The organism is Lactobacillus sp. LL6 (assembly GCF_007570935.1).
In the GTDB taxonomy this organism is placed as follows: domain Bacteria; phylum Bacillota; class Bacilli; order Lactobacillales; family Lactobacillaceae; genus Lactobacillus.
In genome coordinates this window covers 22196-45789 of the sequence record NZ_VLLR01000002.1, presented here as the reverse complement: position 1 = coordinate 45789, position 23594 = coordinate 22196, and the positions used below count along the sequence as shown (strand labels likewise).

The 23594-nt window shown below is 35.4% G+C and carries 19 protein-coding genes and 1 pseudogene; all 20 read left to right on the top strand.

Annotated elements, in window-relative coordinates; translation table 11 throughout:
* Positions 1-6: 6 nt before the first annotated feature.
* The 20 genes and pseudogenes from FOD82_RS08660 to FOD82_RS08570 all read left to right on the top strand — a co-directional run bounded on the left by FOD82_RS08660 (position 7) and on the right by FOD82_RS08570 (position 23590).
* On the top strand, positions 7-1917 hold the full coding sequence (locus tag FOD82_RS08660; RefSeq protein WP_144356081.1) for a terminase TerL endonuclease subunit: 1911 nt from the start codon (positions 7-9) through the stop codon (positions 1915-1917).
* Positions 1898-2086, top strand: a complete 189-nt coding sequence (locus tag FOD82_RS08655; protein WP_144356080.1) for a DUF1056 family protein — start codon at positions 1898-1900, stop codon at positions 2084-2086. Before FOD82_RS08660 ends, FOD82_RS08655 begins: the two co-directional genes overlap by 20 nt.
* 2 nt (positions 2087-2088) lie before the next feature.
* The gene (locus tag FOD82_RS08650) at positions 2089-3249 is read left to right on the top strand and encodes a phage portal protein (RefSeq protein WP_144356079.1); all 1161 of its coding nucleotides are present in this window, start codon (positions 2089-2091) and stop codon (positions 3247-3249) included.
* Positions 3230-3937, top strand: a complete 708-nt coding sequence (locus FOD82_RS08645) for a head maturation protease, ClpP-related (protein WP_144356078.1) — start codon at positions 3230-3232, stop codon at positions 3935-3937. The genes FOD82_RS08650 and FOD82_RS08645 overlap by 20 nt, the downstream gene beginning before the upstream one ends.
* Before the next feature lie 9 nt (positions 3938-3946).
* Positions 3947-5242, top strand: coding sequence for a phage major capsid protein (locus FOD82_RS08640; RefSeq protein WP_144356077.1), 1296 nt, complete (start codon positions 3947-3949; stop codon positions 5240-5242).
* An 18-nt stretch (positions 5243-5260) separates the two neighbouring features.
* Positions 5261-5605 carry a head-tail connector protein gene (locus tag FOD82_RS08635; RefSeq protein WP_144356076.1) on the top strand — a complete coding sequence of 115 codons (345 nt, stop codon included), beginning with the start codon at positions 5261-5263 and terminating at the stop codon, positions 5603-5605.
* Positions 5583-5936 carry a phage head closure protein gene (locus FOD82_RS08630; RefSeq protein ID WP_144356075.1) on the top strand — a complete coding sequence of 118 codons (354 nt, stop codon included), beginning with the start codon at positions 5583-5585 and terminating at the stop codon, positions 5934-5936. Before FOD82_RS08635 ends, FOD82_RS08630 begins: the two co-directional genes overlap by 23 nt.
* Positions 5929-6375, top strand: a complete 447-nt coding sequence (locus tag FOD82_RS08625; RefSeq protein WP_144356074.1) for an HK97 gp10 family phage protein — start codon at positions 5929-5931, stop codon at positions 6373-6375. The genes FOD82_RS08630 and FOD82_RS08625 overlap by 8 nt, the downstream gene beginning before the upstream one ends.
* Positions 6372-6743 (top strand): DUF806 family protein, encoded by a 372-nt coding sequence (locus FOD82_RS08620; protein ID WP_144356073.1) that lies wholly within the window; start codon positions 6372-6374, stop codon positions 6741-6743. Before FOD82_RS08625 ends, FOD82_RS08620 begins: the two co-directional genes overlap by 4 nt.
* An 8-nt stretch (positions 6744-6751) precedes the next feature.
* A complete protein-coding gene (locus FOD82_RS08615) occupies positions 6752-7402 on the top strand; it encodes a phage tail protein (RefSeq protein WP_144356072.1) in 651 nt (216 codons plus the stop codon).
* Positions 7403-7500: 98 nt separating this feature from the next.
* Complete coding sequence (locus tag FOD82_RS08610; RefSeq protein WP_144356071.1) at positions 7501-7863, top strand: phage tail tube assembly chaperone; 363 nt, start codon at positions 7501-7503, stop codon at positions 7861-7863.
* Positions 7853-8077, top strand: coding sequence for a hypothetical protein (locus FOD82_RS08605; RefSeq protein WP_242450221.1), 225 nt, complete (start codon positions 7853-7855; stop codon positions 8075-8077). Before FOD82_RS08610 ends, FOD82_RS08605 begins: the two co-directional genes overlap by 11 nt.
* A 4-nt stretch (positions 8078-8081) precedes the next feature.
* Complete coding sequence (locus FOD82_RS08600) at positions 8082-9506, top strand: phage tail tape measure protein (protein WP_144356070.1); 1425 nt, start codon at positions 8082-8084, stop codon at positions 9504-9506.
* Between the two features lie 72 nt (positions 9507-9578).
* Positions 9579-10787: a hypothetical protein gene (locus FOD82_RS08595; protein WP_144356069.1), complete on the top strand. Its 1209-nt coding sequence runs from the start codon at positions 9579-9581 to the stop codon at positions 10785-10787.
* A gap of 145 nt (positions 10788-10932) precedes the next feature.
* Positions 10933-11448, top strand: a pseudogene (locus FOD82_RS09930) (phage tail tape measure protein); the annotation flags it as partial.
* 60 nt (positions 11449-11508) lie between these two features.
* Entirely contained in the window at positions 11509-16635 is a 5127-nt protein-coding gene (locus tag FOD82_RS09955; RefSeq protein WP_347337950.1) for a phage tail tip lysozyme, read from the top strand.
* Positions 16622-17395, top strand: coding sequence for a phage tail protein (locus FOD82_RS08585; protein ID WP_144356067.1), 774 nt, complete (start codon positions 16622-16624; stop codon positions 17393-17395). Before FOD82_RS09955 ends, FOD82_RS08585 begins: the two co-directional genes overlap by 14 nt.
* Entirely contained in the window at positions 17395-20706 is a 3312-nt protein-coding gene (locus FOD82_RS08580; protein WP_242450220.1) for a phage tail spike protein, read from the top strand. Before FOD82_RS08585 ends, FOD82_RS08580 begins: the two co-directional genes overlap by 1 nt.
* Positions 20707-20715: 9 nt before the next feature.
* On the top strand, positions 20716-20937 hold the full coding sequence (locus FOD82_RS08575; protein ID WP_144356065.1) for a hypothetical protein: 222 nt from the start codon (positions 20716-20718) through the stop codon (positions 20935-20937).
* A complete protein-coding gene (locus tag FOD82_RS08570; protein ID WP_144356064.1) occupies positions 20879-23590 on the top strand; it encodes a BppU family phage baseplate upper protein in 2712 nt (903 codons plus the stop codon). Before FOD82_RS08575 ends, FOD82_RS08570 begins: the two co-directional genes overlap by 59 nt.
* Positions 23591-23594 lie beyond the last annotated feature (4 nt).

The window sequence follows — 23594 nt, the reverse complement described above, 5'->3', positions numbered from 1 at the left end:
GCAATAATGAAGATTGACTTAACACAGACTCATGATGTTGATGGAGCGTATAAGGACACAGATTTTAGTGAAATCAGAAAAAAGTATACTGATGATGGAACTGAATATTGTTTTCAAGTTTTAGATAAAAAAATTATGGCAGGTTACATGATGAAACTTGCTTGTTTTCGTCATTTACGTGATTTACAACGTCAGGGGGATGCAGATTTTCCTTATTGCTATGACTTAAAAGAAGTTAGAGGTACTTTTAAGTTTGCTGCAATAGTTCCAGACGTTGATTTACATAAGCCATTGCCGCTCATGCTTTGGCAAAAATTTACTTTAGCTATGATTAATGGTTGGAAAGATTTAAAAGGTGAACGTAGATTTACTGATAATCACATATCAGTAGGACGTGGCCAAGGAAAAACACAGATTGCGGGTATTCAAATGTGCAAGGCAGTTCTACTTGATACGCTTTCTTATACAAATAAAGACTTCTTGATTACTGCTAATACCAGTGACCAATCAACTAAGCTTTTTGGTTATGTTAAGAAGATGATGGAAGCAGTAATTAAAATTGAACCTTTTAAGACTTTGGCCAAAGAAACAGGTTTGGACTTACAAGCTAATCAAGTTATTGAAAAAGTTACCAACAATAAAATTTGGAAAATTTCTTATGAAGCTGATAAGTATGATTCAACTCACAACGTTTTAGCAATTTATGATGAAACTGGAGCACTTGATACTTATGATAGAATGTCTGATATTACTGATGGACAAGGGCAAGTAGTTCCATATCATCAATTTATTAAAATTTCTTCAGCATATCCAGATCCAACTAGTCCTTTTCATCAAGAACAAATTACAATGCAAAGAATCATGGAACAAGATTATAGCCGTGAAGGAGATAATTCTTTATGTTTAGTTTGGGCACAAGATAGTTTGGACGAAACTTACAAGCCTGAAACTTGGGGAAAATCTAATCCTTTAATTGGATTATCAGAAGAAGAGCAAGAACGTAGAACTGATAATTTGATTAAGCAGCGTGATCAAGCGTTACTGAATAATACACTTCATAAATTTCAAAATAAGAATTTAAATTTGTGGCTTAAGCAATCAACTGCAAGTTACTTAAACTTAAAAGATGTTGAAGATGCAGTTGACCCGGATTTCAATATTGATGGCAGAGAATGCTACTTAGGTTTTGACTATTCAATGTTTAGTGATAACACTGCAGTTGGTTTTGTTTTCCCCTATAGGGATGCTGATAGTGGTGCCCCACGTTGGCATATTAGACAGCACAGCTTTATTCCATGGCAACAAGCTGGTTCAATTGAAGCTAAAGAAAACCAGGATGGTCTACCTTATCGTGAGCTTGAAAAGAAAGGATATTGCACAATTACGGCACATCCTCAAGGTATTATTAATCCTGAGCAGGTTTATAAATGGATTTTAGATTATGTTCAAAAACATAATTTGAAAGTAATATTCTTTGGCTATGACCGTTTTGGTTCTTATCAAGTGAAAAATATTACTGAAAGTCTAAACACTAACACGAATTGGCTTATTCAAGATGTAGCACAAAAGACAAGCGAGCTTGGTAATCCTACTAAGTTTATGCAAGAAGCATTTACTACTGGTAAAATCACACGTCAAGATGATTTAGTGATGGAAAAAGCTCTGCTTAATGCAGTTATCAAAGAAGATAAAATTGGGATTCAGGTTGATAAAAATAAAGCTACTCTAAAAATTGATGTAGTTGATGCTTTAATTGATGCTTTTTATCGGGGAATGGATCACTTTGAAGAATATGGTTTGATTAATGATAAATCTACGGAAGTTGAGCGTATGACACAGCAACAAGTGCTAGATTGGTTTAATAATCCTGATTCAGGACTTTTAGGAGGTGATAGTGATGATGATTCAATTTTTTAAACAAATATGGCATTTTCTAGATGTGATTTTTTACTTTTTAGGGATGCTATTTGTGGTTATTGGATTATTTAACTGGAATTTTATTGCAGGTTTTATTGGATTAGGAATTTCATTTATTATATCGGCATTACTTATTGAGCTTATCCCGCAGGGTAAGGGAGGTGAATAATAATGCCGATTTTTAATTTAAGTTCCTCTAAGCAAGGAATAGGGTTAAGTGATGATGAAACTATCATTAATTTTTTGAATTCTGATAGCAAAGAATATGTTTCAGCAAGTGAAGCACTTAAAAATTCTGATATTTTTTCTTTAATTGCTCAGCTATCTGGAGATTTAGCACTTGTTAGCTATAAAGCAAGTAGAAGTCGTTTGCAGTCACTGATTGATGATCCTTCAACAACTAGTAACGGCTTTTCTTTTTGGCAAGCTATGTTTGCTCAATTGCTACTAGATGGGAATGCATATGCTTATCGCTGGCGAAACATTAACGGAGTTGATTTACGCTGGGAGTATTTAAGACCATCTCAAGTTGAAGCTCAGCTTTTAAATGATGGGTCTGGGTTAGTTTATAATTTAAACTTTGATGAACCTGATATTCCTTATAAACAAGGTGTTTCTCAAGCAGACATGATTCACTTGCGATTAATGTCTAAAAATGGTGGAATGACTGGTGTTTCACCACTCGAAGCTTTAACTAGTGAACTAAATATTAAGCAATCAAGTAATAAATTGACTTTAAATGCTTTAAATAAGTCAGTTGAAGCACCTGGAATTCTGTCGATTACAGGGGGTGGTTTGCTTGATTGGAAGAAAAAGTCAGCTAGATCACGTCAATTTATGAAGCAAGTTAGTAATTCTAGAGGTGGTCCGGTTGTTCTTGATGACCTTGAAACTTATCAGCCCCTTGAAGTTAAAGGTGATGTTGCTAAATTGTTGTCACAAGCTGATTGGACAGGTAAACAAATTGCTAAAGTTTATGGGATACCTGATAGTTATTTAAATGGTCAAGGTGATCAACAATCAAACGTGACTCAAATTAGTGGTCAATATGCTAAAGCATTGCATAGATATGTAAAACCAATTGTTAGTGAATTGAATTCTAAGCTTAACTGCAGTGTGACTTATGATATGCGCTCAGTTGTTGATGCAATGGGTGATGAATATGCTACTGCAGTTAATAATTTAACTAGTTCAGGGGTTCTGGCTAAAAATCAAGCAAGATATGTTCTACAACGAATGGACTTCTTACCAGATGATTTACCTGATCCTGAAATCAGTTCACCAATAATTCCAATGGAAGGAGGTGAAGAGAATGGTAACAATTCCAATTAAAGGGGAAATTATTCCAACTGACTATCAAGACGTTTATGATTTTTTTGGTTATGAGGGGTGTTCTCCAAAATCCGTCAATGATGCACTAGCAGAAGCTGGTGGACAAGATGTGACTTTAGAAATAAACTCACCTGGAGGGTATGTTGATTCGGGTAGTGAAATTTACACAGCTTTAAAAAATTATTCTGGAAAAATCACAGCAAATATTGTTGGTCAAGCTTGTTCAAGTGCAAGTTGGATTGCACTAGCTGCAGATCATGTAGCAATATCACCAGCTGCACAAATGATGATTCATAGAGCTTCAACAGCTTCTGCAGGTAACTCTGACGATATGGCTAGTGCATTGCATAGCTTAGATTCAATGGATTCAGCATTTGTTGATTTATATGCTAAAAAGACAGGTAAGTCTGCACAAGAAATTTATCAAATGATGTGTAAGACTACTTGGATGAATGCAAAAGAAGCAGTTGAAAATGGCTTTGCTGATGAAATCATGTTTGAAAATGAACTGGCAATGACAAATGCCGATGGTTCTTTATCAATCAGTCCAAGCATGATTAATAAAGTTAAAAATCTGATTGCTAAGAGCAAAATGTCCGGTGATGACAATAAACCCACACAAAACAAAAAAGATAATAGTAAAGAGGGGCAAGATAAAAATAACTTGTCTCTTTTGTTATGGAATTAAGGAGGAACTATGGATCCTAATCAATTACATGATGAATGGATTGAAGCAGGTAGCAAAGTCCAAGATCTTTTAGAAAAAAAGATTGCTTTAAATGAAAAGTATAAGGCTGACCCTGATTCAGTTTCATTAGATGAAATTAAAAATATTGCGGAATCATATAAGAAGGCAGTAGCGGCTCGTGATTTAGCAAAACAAAATTATGAAGATGCTCGAGAAGCATTGAATGCTGCAGAGAATGCTAAACCTCAACCGGTTGGACAATCACCAAAAGATAATGCTGATAAGCTTGCTAATTCTTTTAAGGATATGTTGCGTAATCCAGCTAAGTACATGGAAAATATGGCTACATCATCCCGTGACGATAATACTAAAGCAGGTTTAACTATTCCTGATGATCAACAAACTCAAATCAATACTTTAATGCGTCAATATGATGATTTGCGTGATTTAGTAACTGTTGAAAATGTTGGCACTGACCGCGGTACTCGTAATATTGAAAAATTTTCAGATATTAAGCCAATGGATCAATTGGATGATATTAAAGATGATTCTACTCAGAGTGCTACTTATGATTGGCAAGACCAAGAAATTAAGACGGGTGACAATCCAACAGTAAGTCAAATTAGTTATCAAATTCATGATTATGGTGATATTTTCTATGCACCTAACGACTTGATTAATGATTCAACTGCTAACATCAATGCTTGGCTAAATACTCATATTGCACGCAAGAACGTAGTTACTTATAACAATAAAATTGTTAATTTACTTCCAAATTCTCAAAAGAAGGCAACTATTACTAAGCTTGATGACATTATTGATGCTATGGGTCAATTGAATATGGCTCTTTGGGGCGGAGCAACCTTACTTACAAATAAGTCAGGTTTCTTGACTTTGGCAAAAGTTCGAATGTCAGATGGTTCACGTGCAATGACGGTTGATCCACGTACTAATCAAACACAATTTAATATGGATGGTATGCAATACTTCAATGTTAGAGTTGTTGAAGATATGTGGCTTCCTGATAATCAAACATCAGCCGGTAAGTATCAAAGTCATCCATTTTACTTTGGTAACTTCAAGGAATTTATTCACTTGTTTGATCGCCAGCAACTTAATTTGCTTACTTCAAATATTGCTGGTAATGCCTTTACTCGCAATCAAACTGCAATTAGAGCTATCAACCGCTTTGATACTAAGATTTGGGATAGTGAAGCTATTGTATCTGGTTCATTTGATAAAGTAGAAAGTCAGCCAGCTTTATTTCAAAGTGTAAGTGTTCAAGCAAATGAACAAAATAAGTAATTAAGGAGCTGATTTAATATGTCAGCAACTTATTTATCAATTGATGATGGTTTGAAAAGAGCATGTGGCTATCTTGATGATGATAGCTTGCTTGATGATGCTACTTTGAAAAGAATGACAGATGCATTAGTTGCAGCTGAGTTTTATGTTCAAGGAGCAATTGGTCAAGAAAATTCAGATTTCTATAAAAAAGATGAAATCAAAGATTTATATAAGCTAGCATGTAATGCAATTGCTGCCAATTGGTTCAATCATCCAACTAGTGCAGTATCAAGTACAACTGCTAAGCAAATAATTGGTCAATTACGTGGCTCTTATGACTTAAGTGAGGTAGAAGACGATGGTACAACTGCAAAACGCTGATAGATTGAACATGGTCATTGATTTTGGGTATCAAGGGATGTCCGAAGAAGATGAAAATGGTGTCAGCTTTCTAACTTTTGTATCAAAGTTTAAAGCTCGTGGAGGTCCGTGGCAACTAAGCTTACAAAACTTGATTGAATTAGCTGGTAATAACCAAGCAGGTACTGAAATTTATATTGTTCGACATAGACCGCAGAGCGATTGGGACGAAATACAAAATGCTAAAATTGGCAAACAAATTTATAAAATCATTCGAGTTGACACTGATCCTTATCGCAATCCTACGGCTTATGATCGAGTAACTTTAAGCAAGGTGATTAAAAATGGTTGACTTAGCAGAAGGCTTAGATAAGTGGATGAAAGATGTTGCTGAAACAATTAGTTTGACCACTAGTCAAAAATCAGCAATTACTGGAGCAGGGGCTGCAGTTTATGCAAAAGTTCTTAAAGAAAACACGCCACGTTCTACTGAGAGTTACAAGTCTGGTAGAAAAGTTGGTCGTGCTAATGGACGCAAAACTAAGCACTTGAATGAGTCCATTACATTTAGGCCTGGTTATACCAGTGATAAATTGCATACTGGTGATACTGCAGTTGGCTTTGACAGCCCTTATCAAGATTTGGTTGCAAGTTTCGTTAATAATGGGACAAGGGAAATGTCAGCTAAAGAAGTAAAAAATATGCACTTTAAGGACAGAGCTGAAATTGAAGCAAAAGATGCAGTTTTGAAAGCTAATGCAGCAATGTATAAAAAGGTAACTGGCTTATGACAGTAGTAGCTGAAGTAACTAAATTGCTGAATAACTGGGAAAAACTTAATTCTTTTGGAATTAAAAGAGTGTATTCATACTACATTCCACAAAGTGTTCCAGTAGCAATAGGAAATAATGAAATTTATGTTTCTGATGTGAGTTCTGAGCCGGCAGAATATGGAAGCAATGAATTTACAACTAGAAACAATGTTATTCAGTTGAATATTATGTATGGTTCACAGAACCATGTGTCACAAGATGAAGTAGAAAATTCTATTTCGTCTTTTTTATTACAAAAAAATTGGCGAGAGTTGCCTAGTGGTGGTCGGTATCCTGATCCAGAAACTGGGCAAATTACTAAAATTTTACAATTTAAGAAGGGATGAATTAATTCATGGAACTTGAAGGTTTAAGCGATTTTTTAATTTGGAGATATGATGCTTCAGGTAAGCTCTTAACAGACCCAGAAAATGGAGGCTTGCAAACTAATTGTGGTATTCCTGGTGTATTTAAAGTTGATTTGCAGTCATCTAAAGGTGCTACTCAAGCAAATATCACAGGGTTGGCACCTTCTGCGCAAAAGGTTTATGGTTCTGATGCAGTTGCTGAAATTAGTGTTGGTACGGCAAACCCACAAGTTGCTTTAGCTGCAAATGATATTCCTCATACTGTTTATGATAGTTTTGCTGGATTAGTTAAAGACAAGTTTGGGGGATATGCTAAAAAAGATAATTTTGCAGTTAATGGTGGATGTATTATTCACTCTAGAAATCCCAACAAGAATATTGACTTATATATGGCATTTCCTAACGGTACGTTTACGCCAGGCGAATTGAATCTTCAAACCAACAATGAAAACCCAAGTAAGGTTCACGATGCATTAACACTTCAAGCACAAGCTCGTGGCACTGATATGCTTTTGTATGAAAAGTTCTATTCAGATGAGAAGGACTTTGATTACACTAGTATGATTGGTTACATTACTGGTGCTCAAGTTGAAGATCCAACTCATAAGCAAGCTGACCCAACTCCTCAAGGTAAGTAATAGAAAGTTTGGGTGGTAGGGGTTGGTAAATAATTCTTAATAGCTATTTTTAAAGAACGGTCAATTATGGCCGTTCTTTTCTTTCGAAAGGATAAATTATGACAGTAGTAAAAATTGATGGTTCAAAAATTGGTTTAGGCGAATTAGAAGTTAAAGCAACTTTTAAGACGGTGCGTAGATCACTAGTTGCACAAAAACATTTTGCTGAGGCAAATGCAAAGCTTAAGCATACTGATACCGATGCTGATATTTTGGCACTTTTAAATTCTCAAGTTGAATTGCTTGATGAAGAAGTTGCTTATCTAAAAGACGTTTTAAAGCTAACTAAGACTCAAGTAGAAAAAGTTGAAGATTCTAATCCTGATGCTGTTACTGATTTCATTATTAAGTTGTCACAAGACTTAATGGGTGGACAAGACGAATCAAAAAGTAGCGACAGTGAAACAGGAGATGAAAAGTAGAGGGTATGACCCGATTCGTGAATGGAATCAAATGATTGAGGATTTCGATTATCAAGAACAGCAAATGATAATCAATGTTCATATGTCTCTAGATGAGTTAGAAAATACCGACTACTTTAGATTGATTGAAGTTATGAGTGCTAGATCTCGTGAAGACCGTCCAAAGACTCTTTGGGATTTAGCAGACATGGTAGATGGAGTAGGAAGGAGGTAAATAAATGGCAGGAAAAATTCCAGCAGGTAAAATTGTTACTGATATTGATCTTGATAATATCAAAGCTGTTAAAAGCTTACGCGAATTGCGTCAAGCAGTTAGCAGTGCAACTAGTGCTTGGAAAGCTCAACAAGCAGAACTTCGTTCAGCTGGCCAATCAACTGAAGCTGCAGTTGCAAAATATAAAGGTTTATCTGATGCAATTGGCAAGCAAAAAACATTAGTTGAAAAACTTCAAAGCGAATTAAAGAGATATACTCAAGTTCAAAGAGAAGCTGATACTAGAACTAAAGAAGGCAAGCACGATTATGAAAATGCTTCTGAAGCTCTCAAAAAGACAGAAACTCAGTTAAATCGTGCCACTACACGTCTTGCGTCCCTCACAAGTCAGCAAGAACGTGCTAAAAAGTCAATGGATTACTACAAGTCTGGATTAGCTGAAGCACAGAAAAAATTAAAAGCTAGTTCAGAAGTAACTCGTTCTTATGTTGAACGTTTAAAGTCAGAAGGTAAGGAATATGATGCTTTAAAGACTAAGCAAGATGGCTATAAATCTGCAGTTGCCAATTTGACTAAACAACAGAAAATTCAAGAGCAGGAACTACGCAAAATTGCCTCTGAATCTGGAAAATCTAGTCAAGCATATCAGCGTCAAGAAGTTAGAGTAAATAAGACAGCTACTAGTATCAATAGACTTAATCAAAAAATTAAGGCATCTCAAAGTGAAATCAATAGATTAAAGCCTACAGGCTTCAATAAAATTGCAAATGGAATGAAAAAAGTCACTACTGCTAGTGACAAGATGAAGTCAGGAATCCATAAAGCTTGGAACGGTATCAAAACTGGTGCAACTACTGCTGCAGCTGGCATTGCTGCAGTTGGTGCAGCTGCAGTGTCTGGTGCTAAAAAGTCGGCTGACTTGCAACAAAGTTATAAGGAAATTAATAACTTGCTTATAACTGGTGGTGAGCATCAGGCAGAAGTAACTAAAAATGTGACCAAGATGCAAAAAGAAGGTCGTGATATGTCGATTGAGTACGGCAAGTCACAGCAAGAAATTGCAGAAGGTTACGAAGATTTGGTTAAAAGAGGTTATACTTCTGCTCAAGCTTTAGGGGCTATGAGAACTGAGCTCCAAGGTTCTGTTGCGTCTGGTGATAAATTTGCTGATGTTGTTAAAGTTTCATCACAAACTCTTGAATCATTTGGCATGAGAGCTGATACAACAGCTAAAATGACAAGCAACACAAAGAGGGTAGTTAATGAACTTGCTTATGCGGCTGACATGACCTCAACTGGATTTAGTGATTTGGGTGTAGGGATGTCCTACGTTGGCTCTACTGCACACCAAATGGGTTTCAGTTTATCTGAAACAGCTTCTGCTATGGGGATACTTTCCAATAATGGGCTCTGGAAACTGGCCTCCTAAAAAGTAATTTTTAGGTAATTAAAATCCGTTAACTCGGGGAAGACTAAACGATTTAGTTATATAATTGTTAGTATGAAACGACTAACACAAGAAGAATTTGAAAGACGTGTTGATAAGATTCAGCATAGTCAATATAAAATATTAGAAAAATATATTAATAGAAATACTAAAATTAAAGTTAAGTGCTTAAAATGCTCAAAAATTATGTCCTTGTATTCAAGAACTTTAATGGAAAAGAGAATGGGCAAAGATTGTAACCATCATCTAACTTTAACTGAGAAAGAAGTTAAGGAAAGAATTAATAAAGCTTCTAACCATAAAATAGAAATGGTAGAAAGCTACCAAGGAGCGAGAACTAAAATAAAAATGCACTGCAAAAAGTGTAATTATACATGGAAAACACAGCCATACTTAGTATATAATGGGCATGATTGCCCTAGTTGTGCTAACAAAGCAAAGGTAACTGATGAAATTTTAAAAAATTATATTAAAGATAATGCCAATGGTTATGAACTGATTGGATCGATAGTTACATCACATACCCCAGTAAAAATATTACATAAAACATGTGGTCATATTTTTGAAATGACGCCAAAAGCTTTTATGCACAATAATCAAAGGTGTCCTTATGAGGCTCGTAAAAGGGCTGCTAAAAGTAATTCAATGCCTTTATCACAAATGAAAAGAATGTTACTTAAAGGTACTAATGATGAATACAAGTATGTAAAGGAATATAAAAGTGCGACGCACAATGCTGTATTTTTACATACGCTTTGTGGTCATATTTTTAAAGCAAAACCTACTCAACTAGTAAGATTAGAAACAGGATGCCCATACTGTTCAAGTTCTAAAGGAGAAAAAGCAGTTCGAGAATATTTAATTAAGCATGGTTTTGAATTTAAAGAACAAGTTAAATTTGATAGTTGTAGGAATCAAAGACCCTTACCATTTGATTTTGGAATATATCATAATAAAAAGCTTGAAGCTTTAATTGAATATCAAGGTGTACAGCATTATGAGCATAATGAGTTATTTGATAAAAATGATACATTGAATGAAAGAAAACATCGGGATGAAATTAAAAGAAATTGGTGTAAAGCCAACCACATTCCTTTAATAGAAATTTCATGTAAAAAGAAAAGATCTTCTTTTAATTCAGTAAAGAAGATAGTCAAATTCTATTTAGATCGCAAGTTGATCCCGAACCAAGTTTCAGTGAAAACTGAAAAAGGCGTAACGACTAGACAAAGTAATCTAAGTAATAAAAATTTAAATATCTAAATTTTTTATATTGATAAAATGTCCACGAAGACGGATAACTCTACCAAGTAATGTTGGGAGTTGAGAGATAGTCTGAACTATATGGAAACATATAGAAGTATGAGATAAAGAGCTTATACGATAACAAATTTGAGAAGCAGACAAGGCAGGTACAGGGTTACGTAAAGTACTTAACAGCCTTAATACTGCAATTGGAAATATTAATAGCAAGAAGTCACCGCTTAAAGCATTAGGAATCAAGAAATCAGATTTGATGGACTCCAAGGGTGAACTTAAAAGTATTTCAACTATCATGGGTGTCTTAGGTGACCATATGAAGGGTTTATCTAAGACAGATAAAGTTGACATCATGAACAGCTTGTTTGGTACTACAGGTCAGCAAGCTGGGTTAATTTTAGCTGAAAATGCTAAGGATTTAGATAAATTAAGTGCTAAAACCCTTAAAGCTGGTAAATCTGGTAAGTATGTCAGTGAATTAGCTTCTAAAAACTCACAAACAGCCAAAGTACAAATGGACCGTTTTAAGCAGACAATGAATGCATTTACGATGGATTTAGGGTCTGCTTTTTTACCAGCAATTAACGAAGCCGGTAATAAGATGGCAAAATTCTTAACTTCAAAAGATGGCCAAAAATTCCAAAAAAATGTAGCAGATGTTGTAGGTAAGTTTGCTAATGCACTGGTAGCTTTCATTGAATGGGCAAGCAAGCATACTGGTACAATGAAAGCTATCGGTATTGCACTTGCAGCTGGATTCAGTGTGGTTAAATTTGCTAAATTAGTTCAACAAATTAATGCAACTAGAATTGCCTTAAAAGAATTAGGATTAGCAGGTAAATTTTCAACACAATTAACTAATGGTTGGGATAAAATGCTAATTCGCCTAAGTAATGGCAAAACTAGAGCAGGCAAGATTCTTAAAGGTCTAGGTAAAGCATTTAAAGCTACTGGTCGAGGAATTGCTTTTGCAGCTAAAGAAATGGGAAAAGCATTCCTTAAGCAAATAAAACTTTTAGGTCAAGGAATTAAAGGTATAGGAAGCGGTCTTCTTAAAGCTGCAAAAACTGTTGGTAAGGAGGCAGCTTCTGCAGGGCGCTTTTTAGGTAGACAGTTAAAAGCTGGATTTACTAAATCAGTTGACTTGAGCAAAGGCTTATTCGGTAAAGGTAATGGAGCTGGTAAATTAAATGGCTTAATGCAGTCAGCTCACTCTGCTGGAGGTTTTAAAAATTTATCCACTGCGGGTAAAGTTGGAACTGTTGCAGCTGGTGCAGGTGTAGCAGTTGATACAGCAACTTCAATTGTTAAAGCAATTAAAGATAAAGCTGGATCACGTAAGCAGTATGAAAATATCGGAACTGCAGCAGGAAAAGGAATCGGTGGAGCTATCGGACTTTGGTTTGGTGGCCCAGCTGGTGCTGCTGTTGGATCTATGATTGGTGGCAAAGTTGGTAAATGGGCTGGCGATGCTGCTAAAAACTTTCAAAAAGGCTGGAATGCTAAAAAGCCACCAAAAAACTTTTGGTCTTTAGAAAACATGGGCTATTCTGCACATAATATGTGGAATGGCTTTACTAAAGGTGTTTCTAATACTATTAAATGGTTTAGGAAAAACTGGAAGGAAATTGGTGTTTATTTAATTAGTCCATTAGCCGGTGCGATTAATTCTTTATATAAACATAATAAAAAATTCCATAAGTGGGTAGATGGCTTAGTTAAAGGTTTTAAAAATGCTTGGAAAGGTATAGCTAAATGGTTCTCTAATTTAGGTAAATCGATTCAAAAATCTTGGAAGGGCATGACTAAATGGTTCTCTAAACTTGGCAAAAATATGGTTAAGGGTCTAAAGAATGCTTGGAAGGGTATTAAAAAGTGGTTTTCTAATTTAGGTAAATCAGTCCAAAAATCTTGGAAAGGCATGACGAAGTGGTTTACCAAATTAGGTAAAAATATGGTTAAGGGAGTTAAGAGCTCCTGGAAGCATATTACTAAGTTCTTTAGCACCTTGGCTAAAGGTGTTAAAAAAGCTTGGAATGTTCTTACAGGCTGGTTTAAAAAGATTGCTAAAGCAGAAGTTCGAGGAGTTAAAGTTGTTTGGAAAGGAATAACAAGCTTCTTTAGTTTAATTGCTAAAGGTGTTAAAAAAGCGTGGAATATCCTTACTGGTTGGTTTAAACGTATAGCCCAAATGGAAATTAGAGGCTATAAAGTTATTTGGAAAACTATTACTTCCTGGTTCTCTGGAATTGTTAAAGGAGTTCAAAAAGCTTGGTCAGGAATGACAAGTTTCTTTGGAAAAATAGGTAAAAATACTGTCGGTGCTTTAAAGGGAGCTTGGAAAGGAGTTACTTCTTGGTTTAGTGATCTTCTAGATGGCATTAAGAAGACGTTTGATAATGTTTTTGGTCCAATTGCTAAAACTATCGGCAAAATTTCTGATAGCTTGGGTAAAGTTGGCGATAATATTGGAAAAGTATTTAGTGGCGACTGGGGCGACATCCATTTTGCTACAGGTACTGACTGGAAATCACGTAGACCTATTCCTGCAATTCTTAACGATGGTCAGGATTCACCAGAAACTAATAACCGTGAATCTATTATTCATGCAAATGGAAGCTGGGAACTTTTGCCAAATATTCCTAACCTAAAGCGCGCTTTACTGCCAGGTGAAGATGTAATCAACGCTCGTGATACTGCTAAGCTTCTTAAACGTAATGTAGTTCATTTTGCAAATGGAACTGTAACTCTTAATAATCATCATGAAAAAGAACTTGTTACTCTTACTAGAAAACAATATGAGTTACTTAAAGATAATGCTGAAAAACGTAAGAAAAAATATGAGGAAGATAAAAAGCGTCATGATGAAAATAAGAAGCGTAAAGAGAAAAAAGACAAGAATCCTCATAAAGGTCAAACTTTAGTAGATAAAGGTCTACTAACTGGTGCTAGTCATCGAGTGGGGCAAGCTGTTTGGATTAGTAATGCGGTTTTCAAAAGATTAACTACTGCACCTAAAGCAGTAAGAATTACTAGAAAGACTAGACGTAAGAGGAAATCTTCAACTCGAAGAAAGTCCACTAGTTCAACTCGTAGGCGTTCAAGTAGTTCAAGGCGCAAAAGTTCTACTAGAAGACGAACAACTTCAAGAGCTTCAGTTACTAGACGTAGTGCTGTCGTAAGTACAACAGTTAAGGGCGGTAAATCCTTAACTGAGTTAGCTAAGTTATTAAAATACATTGCCGGTACTCACCATGCTACTGTAGCAATTACTAAGCCAAGTGGTACTAAAAACTTAGAAGGATTAAGTAAAGCATTTAAGAAAGTATCTGGGAGCCATAAAGCAAGCTTTAAAGTTACTTATTCGGGAACATATAAAGCTAAAAAATCAATCGATCGTTTAATCGGGTCAATTGGAAAGCTTAAAAGCAAAAAGTATAAAACTATCAGTTTAAAAGTTAAGTACTCTGGTACTTATAAAGCTAAACTTTCATTTGATAGATTGTCCAAGTCAATCAAGTCTACTTCAAGTCGATTTAAGAGTATAAAGTCTAGCAGCAATAGTGCTGGTAAAGCTCTTAAATCATTAGGATCTAGAGTTACCTCAGTCCATAGTAGAGTCAACTCGCTTTTTAAAGCATTGAAAAAGGAAAAGTTTGGAGATGCAATTAAAAAGCAAGCTGAGGAAGCCGTTAAATCTCTAAAAGGTAAGGGCAACTTTGCTAAGCAATTTGATTCAATGGTTAAGAAGTTTAAGAAAGATTTAGCCAGCATGGTTAATAATTCTAAAAAAGAATTTAAAGCCATGTGGAATAATATTGAAAAGACTTCAAGTACTGGCCAACATAAAGTTATCAGTGATTTATCTAGTTTTTCTACTAAGTTTAAACATGGATGGAATAATTTAAATTCTGGAGTTGAATCTTCATATAGCCATTTTTGGTCACATATGAAGAGTAAAGCTAGAAGTGGCTTAAATGATGTTATTGGAGTATTGAACTCTGGTATTAGTAAAATTGATACAGTAGTTGGTGAATTTGGCGGTAATAAAAATGCTGTCCATAAAGTTTCAAAACTGGCTACAGGTACCGGTGCACTTGGTGGTGTTCGCCGTGCTATTACCAAGCCTACTCTTGCTATTCTTAATGATGGTAATGATTCTCCTGAAACTAGTAACCGTGAAACTATTTGGGATACTAATACTGGAAAATTTGGTGTGGTTCAAGGCAGAAATGTACCATTCTTGCTTCATCCTGGTCAAGAAGTATTAAATGCTACTGAGTCCAAAATGTTAGGATTCACTCATTTTGCTACAGGTACTGGTGCACTTAAGCAACTTTATGAAATTGCTAAAAAGAATTGGAAGAATCCTTCTAAAACTGGTAATGCAAACTTTGGTAAAGTTACTGGCTTAAAGGGTGCAGTTAACTCTTTAGCTCAAGGGATGCAAAAAGAGGCTCAAGGTCAAGCTCTTGAATGGTGGGAGCAACTTTGGACTATGGTTGAAAATAAGGTTAATGATGATGACCTTGGACCTGCAACTGGACTTCTTAAAGAAGTTGAAAAATTAGGTAAAGGTAAAAAATATGTTTTGGGTACTTGGGGACCAAGTACTTATGACTGTTCTGGACTAGTATCTAGAGCTATTCAAAATCTTTATCATAAAGGTTGGGGACGTATGAATGTGGCTGGCCTTTGGACACATGCGACTGAAATTTCACGTTCTGAAGCTAAGCCTGGAGATCCTGTTTTTTGGTTGCCTGATGATCACGTAGGTATTTATATTGGTGGAGATAAGTACTGGTCAGCATTTTCACCAAACGCTCATCCTGACATTGGTATTCACTCAATTAAAACTTCAGTTCCTGGAGTTAAACCTACATTTGGTAGATTTAAAGGAATTAGTAGTTCAAGTTCTGATTCTGATAAAGATGAAAATGTCAAAGTCAAAACTAGTAATACACTTCAAAAATTTATTAAGCCACAAGTTGGTCCAGGATTTTGGAAAACAATTAAAAAAATTGCAGATAAATACGGTGACCAAGGTGGATTATTAGGTGCATTTAAGTTAGGGGCTACTGAAACAGCTAGAGTTAAAGCATTAGCTAAAGCCTTGAAAAAGGCAGACCCTAAAGCAACTGAACATGGTATTGCTGCAGTAATTGGTAACTCAATTGCTGAGTCTAGCTTAAATCCTGCTATTGTTAATGAAATTGGTGCAACTGGTTTATGGCAATTTGCATTTGGTAGAGCTGCAGCTTTAAGAAGTTATGCTAATAAGCATAATATGAGTTGGAAAAATCCAGCGGCACAAATCAATTATGCTTTAAATGCTGATAGCTCAAGTGGACTTTTTAAAGAGATTCTTGAAGGGCATGGTTCAGTTGCTTCTCTTGCTGGTAGATTTTCTAGAGAGTACGAAGTTGGTGGTCATGATGACGCTCACATCAAGGGTGGATTAACTGCAGCAAAGATCCTTGGCTATGCTAACGGTGGTATTGCCAACAAGCCATCAATTTTTGGTGAGGCAGGTCCTGAAATGGCAATTCCATTAATTCCAGGTAAATCTACCAGAGCCTATGAACTACTTGGTAAGACAGCAACAATTCTTGCTGGACAATCTGATTTGAATCAGCAAGTACAAACTCAGGAAGATAGAAAAGAAGAGCACGAATTTATGAAATCCGTGCTTTTACTTTTGCAACAAATTGCTGGTAAAGATGGCTCAATTGATATGAAAGTTACCACCCCAGAAGGTCGTGCACTTTGGGAAGTGGTCAAGCCATTCTCAAAGGCAGACCAAAGAGCAGATGAAATTAAAAGGAGGAAAGGATTAAGTGGAAGATTCTAATTTGGCAAATTTGATTTTTCAAAATTATAAATCTAGTGATTTTGGAATGATGGTTGAATATCCTTTTAATATTGTTCATGCAACTCCTGATATTGAACCCACTCATATTAAAGGACGTAATGGTGATTTTCTTCAAGATAATGGCTCCTATCAAAATGTCACAGAGACTTTTAATGTGATTGGCTATAGAGATGCTAATACTACTCAAAATGATTGGGAGCGCAAAGTTATTGACTGGCTAGCGCCACCTTTAATTGATGATGTTAGACAGTATGAATATCTGCAATTTGATTATGATCCTGATTATGCTTTTAGAGCTGTAGTAACTACACCACCCACTTTTACCTGGGATGCAACTGATCCATTTAAGGTAACTGGAACAATTCCATTTTATTGTGAGCCATATCAATATCGAATAGATGGCATTACATACAGTGACTTACCTAATAGCGGAGTTGTTTATAACACAGAACCTAGAACTGCCATACCTGATTGGCATTTCATCGCAAACGGGACATTTACTTTAAATATAAATAATTTGCAATATGAATTTGACAACATGGAAGGTGAATTTTGGCTTAGTGGTGATACTAGTGATACTTATGACTCACAGAATCACTACTATAATAATCAAACTCATTTCCCTAATTTGGTTGCTCCAGTTCTTTATCCAGGTAAAAATGACATTAGTATTACTGCAGAGTCAGGAACCACAATTTCTAAAGCAGAATATAAGCCTAAATGGAGGAGGTTGATTTAGTGGCAAGAATTGATATAGTTGGTAGAATTCCAGAAGTTGATTATCAAGTTTATACTGACTTGCTTGATTGTCCTAGATTATTTAAAAGCATTAATGATGACTTTACTACTCCAGGAATTCCATTAAGGGATGCGCTTACGTGTCAAGTAACATGGAGTGCTAACCAGTTCCCTACACTTAAAATGACGTATCCCCTTAATGGGGTACATATGTCAGAAATTGAAGAGAATCGGTATATTTTAGCAGATATCAATCGTAAATTTGTACATCAGATTTTTAAAATTACTCATACTCAAGATGAACTTGATAATGTAGTGGTTGATGCGGAACATATTGCAGCAACTTTAAATGATGCTACAGTTCCTGATGACATTCAGTTTGCTAATGGCTCAGCGCAAGATTTAATGAATCAAGTTTTGAATACGATGCAACCGCCCAAAGGTTTTAGCTTTGATAGTGAAGTTAGTTCTGTTCAAAATATTAATGTTCAGGGTGGCCAACAAGCAGGTGCAATTCTAATAGATCCAGACCAAGAAGGAGATACTGCAACGCAATCCGTTCTTGGTCTTTTTGATGGAGAATTAGAATTTGATAATTTTGATATTCATCATAGTAAACATGCTGGTAGTGATTCTGGCATTGTAGTTGCTTACGGTAAAAATATTCAGTCTATTACACAAGATCGTAATATTGAGAATATGTATACCGGTGCAGTATTTGTAGCAACATATACTCCGGGTCAAGCAATTGCTACTGAAACTAATGTTGATTGGAATAATTGGCCAACAACTTATTCTAATGTGGCCAAAACTTATTTAGCTGGTGGTTCAGTTTCAATTTATGATTCTCCAGTTGAAGGACAGCATCAAATTGCAACTTTAAGAAATGGTCAAAAAATTCATTTAGGTCAAGCTGTTGCAGACCAAAGTTTTACTCCAGATGGTAAGCTTCAAATTAACACTGTTAATAGTGATACTTGGTATCCCATTGCTCCAGAAGATGGTGGCGGCTGGATTGATGCTAATTGGCTTAATTTTGATGCTACAGGCACTTATTTAGTTACTAATGTTCAAGGTCATGTAACTGTTAAGGCTGCAGATCCACATGATGAAAGTGGTGCCGGAAGTCGTGTAAGCATTTCGGGTTATGCAGTAGTTGCTTATAAAAAAGGTGGTTCGATTCATGGATACTATTCTCCAGAAGTAGGAGAAACTCATTATCGTAATGGCAAAACTTATAAAAATGGTGAAAGAATCCATTATGACATGGTTGAACGAAATCAAAATGGAGATTTGTGGTATCGAGTAAGTAAACATAATTGGCTTTATGGTCCACACCTTTCAGTAAGTCAAGACGGTTCATATCAATCATTCAGTAACTCTGGCTGGGGCTATCTTACTGATAAAGCTGTTATCTATCACATGAATAAAAAGCATGAGATGGTAGCAACTACTAAAACGGTTAATGTAGCAAGCAAGTCTAAAAAGGCTTATCGTTATGTTGGAAAAGGTAAAAATCGACACAAGGTTGCTAATAAGGCTTACTGGAAAGAAACTCAAAAAAAGGTCAAAGTTAAAGCTAAAAAAGGTATGGCCACGATTGATAAGACAATCGTCCAAGGTGGAATAACTTATCATCATACTAAGTATGGGTGGGTTAGGTCTAGTTCAATCAGCTATAAAAAAGATGGTAGTGTTAAGCCACAATTTTCAGCAAGTTCATACTTAAAGAGTCAAATCAAAGACCACTCTAAAGTGGAAATTTATGCTACTCCTGATAAAACTAAAGCGCTCAATTGGTCAATTCCTAATGGTGAAAGTTTTGATATTGTTAATGGTCATGAAGCTAAAGGCGGAGATGGTAAGACTTATGTTCAAGTAACTTATCATGGTAAAACCGGTTGGCTTCCAGAAGAAAATATTGACTCTAATAAATCAAAATTAAATGCTCCAGATTCGTCAGATAATGCTCCAGAAACTAGTAAAGCTAGTGTTGACCAATCACAAAAAGAAGTAAAAGTTGTAGTTGGTCCTCTTTATGCAGAGGGATATGGTATTGACCCTAACATTGATAAAGTTAATACAGTTGACATTAGTTCTTATTTTAAGCATGATGACCAAGATTTGTCTGGTCAGCAAGCTGATGGTTCATTTGTAGCTACTCAAGCTGATATTGACCAAGCTACTCAAATTGGTAATAACTACTTGATTGAACATAAATATGGCCATCCTCAAGTAAGTTGTACAGTCGGTTATCAGGAGATGTCAGGAATTCATGCTGATTTTACTCAATTAAGCATGTATGACTATGTAACTGTATTCTTTCCGAAATATGGTATTCAGGAGCAAGCAGAAGTGAATGCTACTGTTTGGGACTGTTTAGCACAACATTATGCAAGTGTAACTATTGGTGATTTACCTGAGACTTATGAACACCTACTGCTTCAAGCTGCAGATAAAAAGAGCAACGAACGAGTAAGTGGTGCAACTAATGCTCTTAAGGGTCATATGAATGGCTTGCTTAATCAATACGATTATATGTTGAAGCAAGAAGGGGCAAGTCGAAAGCAAGCTGAAAAGAAGCTTATGGATGATTTGGGTCTAGTTCAACATAGAGTTGATAAAAATGGAAAGGATATTGCGACACAACTAGTTACTAATAAAAATTTTGAAGAGCGAATGAATAGTATTGCTCAGTCTGCTCAAGAAATGAAGGATTGGGTGACCAATGGTAGTTCTGGAGTTATTAGAGCTGTTCCTAATTGGCAAAATCCTACAGAACTAACTGCAAAAACTGGCGATGGTGGAACTATGGCTTTTACTGGTAATGGGTTGGTTTTCTATGATGAATGGGGTAATCAACGCCCTAGGGCTGGAATAGACAGTCGGGGAATGATTTATGCTGATTCCATTAAAGCTGGAACAATTGAAGCAGTTAATATTCGTTCCTGTTTAGTTGAATCCGCCTTAACTATTGGCACTGAAGGTGGAATGAATATCTATATTGGTACTAATCAGCCATATGGTACTAACCTTACTCCTGATAATGGAGGTAAAGTTATTTGGTTGACATCACCTTCATACAGCTCGATGTTATCTTCTGGACAACTAGCAGTTTCAGATAACGGATGGCAAAGAACTGAAATCAGGCCATCAGGAATTACAGTTGGTGGTGCAGTTGTTTTAAGAGCTGATAACTGGGATACACCTTTAAGTAATGGTCAACATTTAATAAGTTCAGGAAGCCAATATACAAATTTAACTGATTTTATAAAGGCTCACTTTAGTTCTAAGTATTATCACGGATTGTAGGTAAATGATATGAATCAAAATCAAGAAGCATTAAATATAGCAACCAACATGGCTAATATTATTGGTAGTTGTAATGTAACAATTGCAAAACTACAAGTAGAAAATGAACAATTGAAAATTCGTAATGCAAAATTACAAGAAGCATTAGATTCACAAAGAAAGGAGGATACAAATGTCACTGGAAATGATTACGCTACCAACAAACAAGTCGGTTACAGTGGTAAACAATAATATTAGAACTTTACGTCAATCTGAAAAGGGGTTAATTTTGCCAGTGACTTTGATTGACGCTAATGGATCTGCCTATGATTTAACTAATAAAAAAATAGTCTTTTCAGAGAACAAAGAAGAAGGCAAAGTAATAATTGATGATGGTTCTGGTGAACATTCTGGTCAAATCCAGATGATAGATGAAAAAGCTGGTCGATTCAATTACGTTTTACAGGCTGATATCTATAGCGCTAGTGGGGAAGCTTGGTTTGAAATAGTATCTGGTACAACTGTAGTTGATACTACTAAAAATTTTAAATTTAAGGTTCTTAAACAAGCTAATATTCATATTAATAATGATAACTACGTTTCTACTCTTGAAGCACTAGAAAATCATTTTAGAGGCGTCACTCAAAAAGCAGAACAAGATATTAATGCATTATCAAATGATTTGAGAAACACATCTAATAAAGCAAAGCAAGATGCTATTAATGCTATTAACGAATCAAAAAATAATGCTGTTAATACGTTGAATCAATTGAGAAATCAATATAACGATTATCAAAAGAAATATAATAATCTTCAGAATGAATGGAACGCTCAAAAACAAAAAATTCAACAAGATGCAGACAATCAAAAAGCAGCTTTAAAGAAAGCTGCTGATGATCAAAGAAATGCAGACAAAGCCGCTGATGATAAAGCTCGTACTGATGCTATTAACGCTATAAATTCTGCTAAAGATTCTGCAATTAAAAATGCTAATGATAATTTCAGCAAAAAATTGCATGATTTACAGGTAGATTATGATGCTTGGAAAGTTAAAACTATTGATGATTTTAATTCAAAAGCTAAACAAATCACTGATAGTATTAATGCCCAAAATCAGAATATTGATGCAGTTAAAAAACAGCTTACCGATACTCAAGCACAAATGACTAATTTGTTAAAGCAGTTTAGTGGCATTGATTTTACAAATTTTGTTTCTGAAAGCAATTTAAGTATAAGTGGAACAAACTTATTGCCTAATACTCGTTATTTAGTTGGCTGGAAAAATTGGGAATCTGGTATTAAGGATGATGGTCATGGATATTCCATTGAAGATGTGACCAATCATCAAAAAGACAATAACTCTAATTTAATTAGAACCAAGATTTTTCATGCTTGGGGAAAAACGTTAAAGTCAGCTGGTATTTCTTTGGTTGATTCTCTGTATTTAGTACCTGGAAGTTATACTTTAAGCTTTATTGCAAGAGCAAATGGTCCTATTTCTGGTCATCAATTAGGATTATTTAGTGATATTTCTGATAAAAATGGAGGAATACCATTAGCCAAAACAAAAGATTATAGTAATCAGTGGCAAGAATTTAATTTCAATTTCACAGTAAAAGAAGCAGGAAATTATGGTGGATGGCGCATAGTAGATTGGTCAGATACATCTACTCCAGGAGGATCAATGTATTATGCTAATCTTATGCTAGAAGCAGGAAATATTGCTAGTGGTTGGGCGCCTAATTTGGACACCGATTTATCTCCATTAGCTAAAATAAATAGCGTTCCAAATAGTGATATTGATTTAAATAACTATAAAGAAGTGGGAAACTATGATTTGTCATTTGCAAAAAATGTAATTAATGCTCCGTATTCTGACCATGTTGCAATTCTGCGTGTAGTTCCATTAAATAATTGGCACGGTACTACAAATGGGTACCAAACTTATACTGACACTAATGATGGAGCTATATTTGTAAGAGGATGGTCAACTACTAATAGATGGAGTTCTTGGAAAAGACTCGACTCTTACACTAAAGAAGAGATTGATCAAAAAATAGCTACTGCTGGTCAAGTTAAACGAGTTCAAGGAGTTAGTCCAGATCCTAGTGGCAATGTAAATTTGCCAATGCAAACTGTTACGTTAGGATATGATTTTATAAATAAAAAGCCTACAAATGGAAGTAGAGCTTTTAGCAATTATTGGATGGTTGATCAGCAAGTTTTAGGACAAATTGCTGATCATATCAGGAATTTATCTGGTGTTATTTGGAAAAATAAAGTTGATGCTAACACTTTAACTGATAGTGGCAGTTATATTGTTCAGCCTAATGGAGCCCCCAACTATCCTGCTCAAAACTGGGGTGTACTGGTAGTAAATGGTTCTGGTAGTCGAATAACTCAAACATATATGGCGGATAATGGCAACTCAATGTATTGGAGAATTAAAGTAGATAATACATGGAGACCATGGAAGCAGCTAATTAATGCTGATACCGTTAATTTAAATGGGCCCCTTTTCCATATGGCTTCAGCAGGAAATAATTGGGGAGATATCTTAGGCTTTGGAAACAATAGTCAAGCTTTAGTTGCATTTAGGGGCAATACCAATAAAGCTATGAATAACCTATTAGGAAATTACAGCGCAGGTGTTGCATTTGGTGGTGCTGACACTAAGGGATTTTTGGAAGTATCATATGGTAATCATACAGCTAGAATTGGTGGAGGAAATGGTAATGCACCAACATGGCATGAAGATATAGCATGGAAGAGTGATACAAATAACCTCCAAAATCAACTAAATGCACTAAGAAATCAGACTAAAAAGACTTGGACTGGAACAATGGCTCAATATAATACTATTGGTAATAAAGATGGCAATACTATTTATTACATTACAGACTAGGGGG

What these genes read in the sequence shown, in the direction of transcription:
- FOD82_RS08660 (WP_144356081.1), top strand. Translation starts at nt 7, where the DNA reads ATGAAGATTGACTTAACACAGACTCATGATGTTGATGGAGCGTATAAG.
- FOD82_RS08655 (WP_144356080.1), top strand. Translation starts at nt 1,898, where the DNA reads ATGATGATTCAATTTTTTAAACAAATATGGCATTTTCTAGATGTGATT.
- FOD82_RS08650 (WP_144356079.1), top strand. Translation starts at nt 2,089, where the DNA reads ATGCCGATTTTTAATTTAAGTTCCTCTAAGCAAGGAATAGGGTTAAGT.
- FOD82_RS08645 (WP_144356078.1), top strand. Translation starts at nt 3,230, where the DNA reads ATGGTAACAATTCCAATTAAAGGGGAAATTATTCCAACTGACTATCAA.
- FOD82_RS08640 (WP_144356077.1), top strand. Translation starts at nt 3,947, where the DNA reads ATGGATCCTAATCAATTACATGATGAATGGATTGAAGCAGGTAGCAAA.
- FOD82_RS08635 (WP_144356076.1), top strand. Translation starts at nt 5,261, where the DNA reads ATGTCAGCAACTTATTTATCAATTGATGATGGTTTGAAAAGAGCATGT.
- FOD82_RS08630 (WP_144356075.1), top strand. Translation starts at nt 5,583, where the DNA reads ATGGTACAACTGCAAAACGCTGATAGATTGAACATGGTCATTGATTTT.
- FOD82_RS08625 (WP_144356074.1), top strand. Translation starts at nt 5,929, where the DNA reads ATGGTTGACTTAGCAGAAGGCTTAGATAAGTGGATGAAAGATGTTGCT.
- FOD82_RS08620 (WP_144356073.1), top strand. Translation starts at nt 6,372, where the DNA reads ATGACAGTAGTAGCTGAAGTAACTAAATTGCTGAATAACTGGGAAAAA.
- FOD82_RS08615 (WP_144356072.1), top strand. Translation starts at nt 6,752, where the DNA reads ATGGAACTTGAAGGTTTAAGCGATTTTTTAATTTGGAGATATGATGCT.
- FOD82_RS08610 (WP_144356071.1), top strand. Translation starts at nt 7,501, where the DNA reads ATGACAGTAGTAAAAATTGATGGTTCAAAAATTGGTTTAGGCGAATTA.
- FOD82_RS08605 (WP_242450221.1), top strand. Translation starts at nt 7,853, where the DNA reads ATGAAAAGTAGAGGGTATGACCCGATTCGTGAATGGAATCAAATGATT.
- FOD82_RS08600 (WP_144356070.1), top strand. Translation starts at nt 8,082, where the DNA reads ATGGCAGGAAAAATTCCAGCAGGTAAAATTGTTACTGATATTGATCTT.
- FOD82_RS08595 (WP_144356069.1), top strand. Translation starts at nt 9,579, where the DNA reads ATGAAACGACTAACACAAGAAGAATTTGAAAGACGTGTTGATAAGATT.
- FOD82_RS09955 (WP_347337950.1), top strand. Translation starts at nt 11,509, where the DNA reads ATGAAAGCTATCGGTATTGCACTTGCAGCTGGATTCAGTGTGGTTAAA.
- FOD82_RS08575 (WP_144356065.1), top strand. Translation starts at nt 20,716, where the DNA reads ATGAATCAAAATCAAGAAGCATTAAATATAGCAACCAACATGGCTAAT.
- FOD82_RS08570 (WP_144356064.1), top strand. Translation starts at nt 20,879, where the DNA reads ATGTCACTGGAAATGATTACGCTACCAACAAACAAGTCGGTTACAGTG.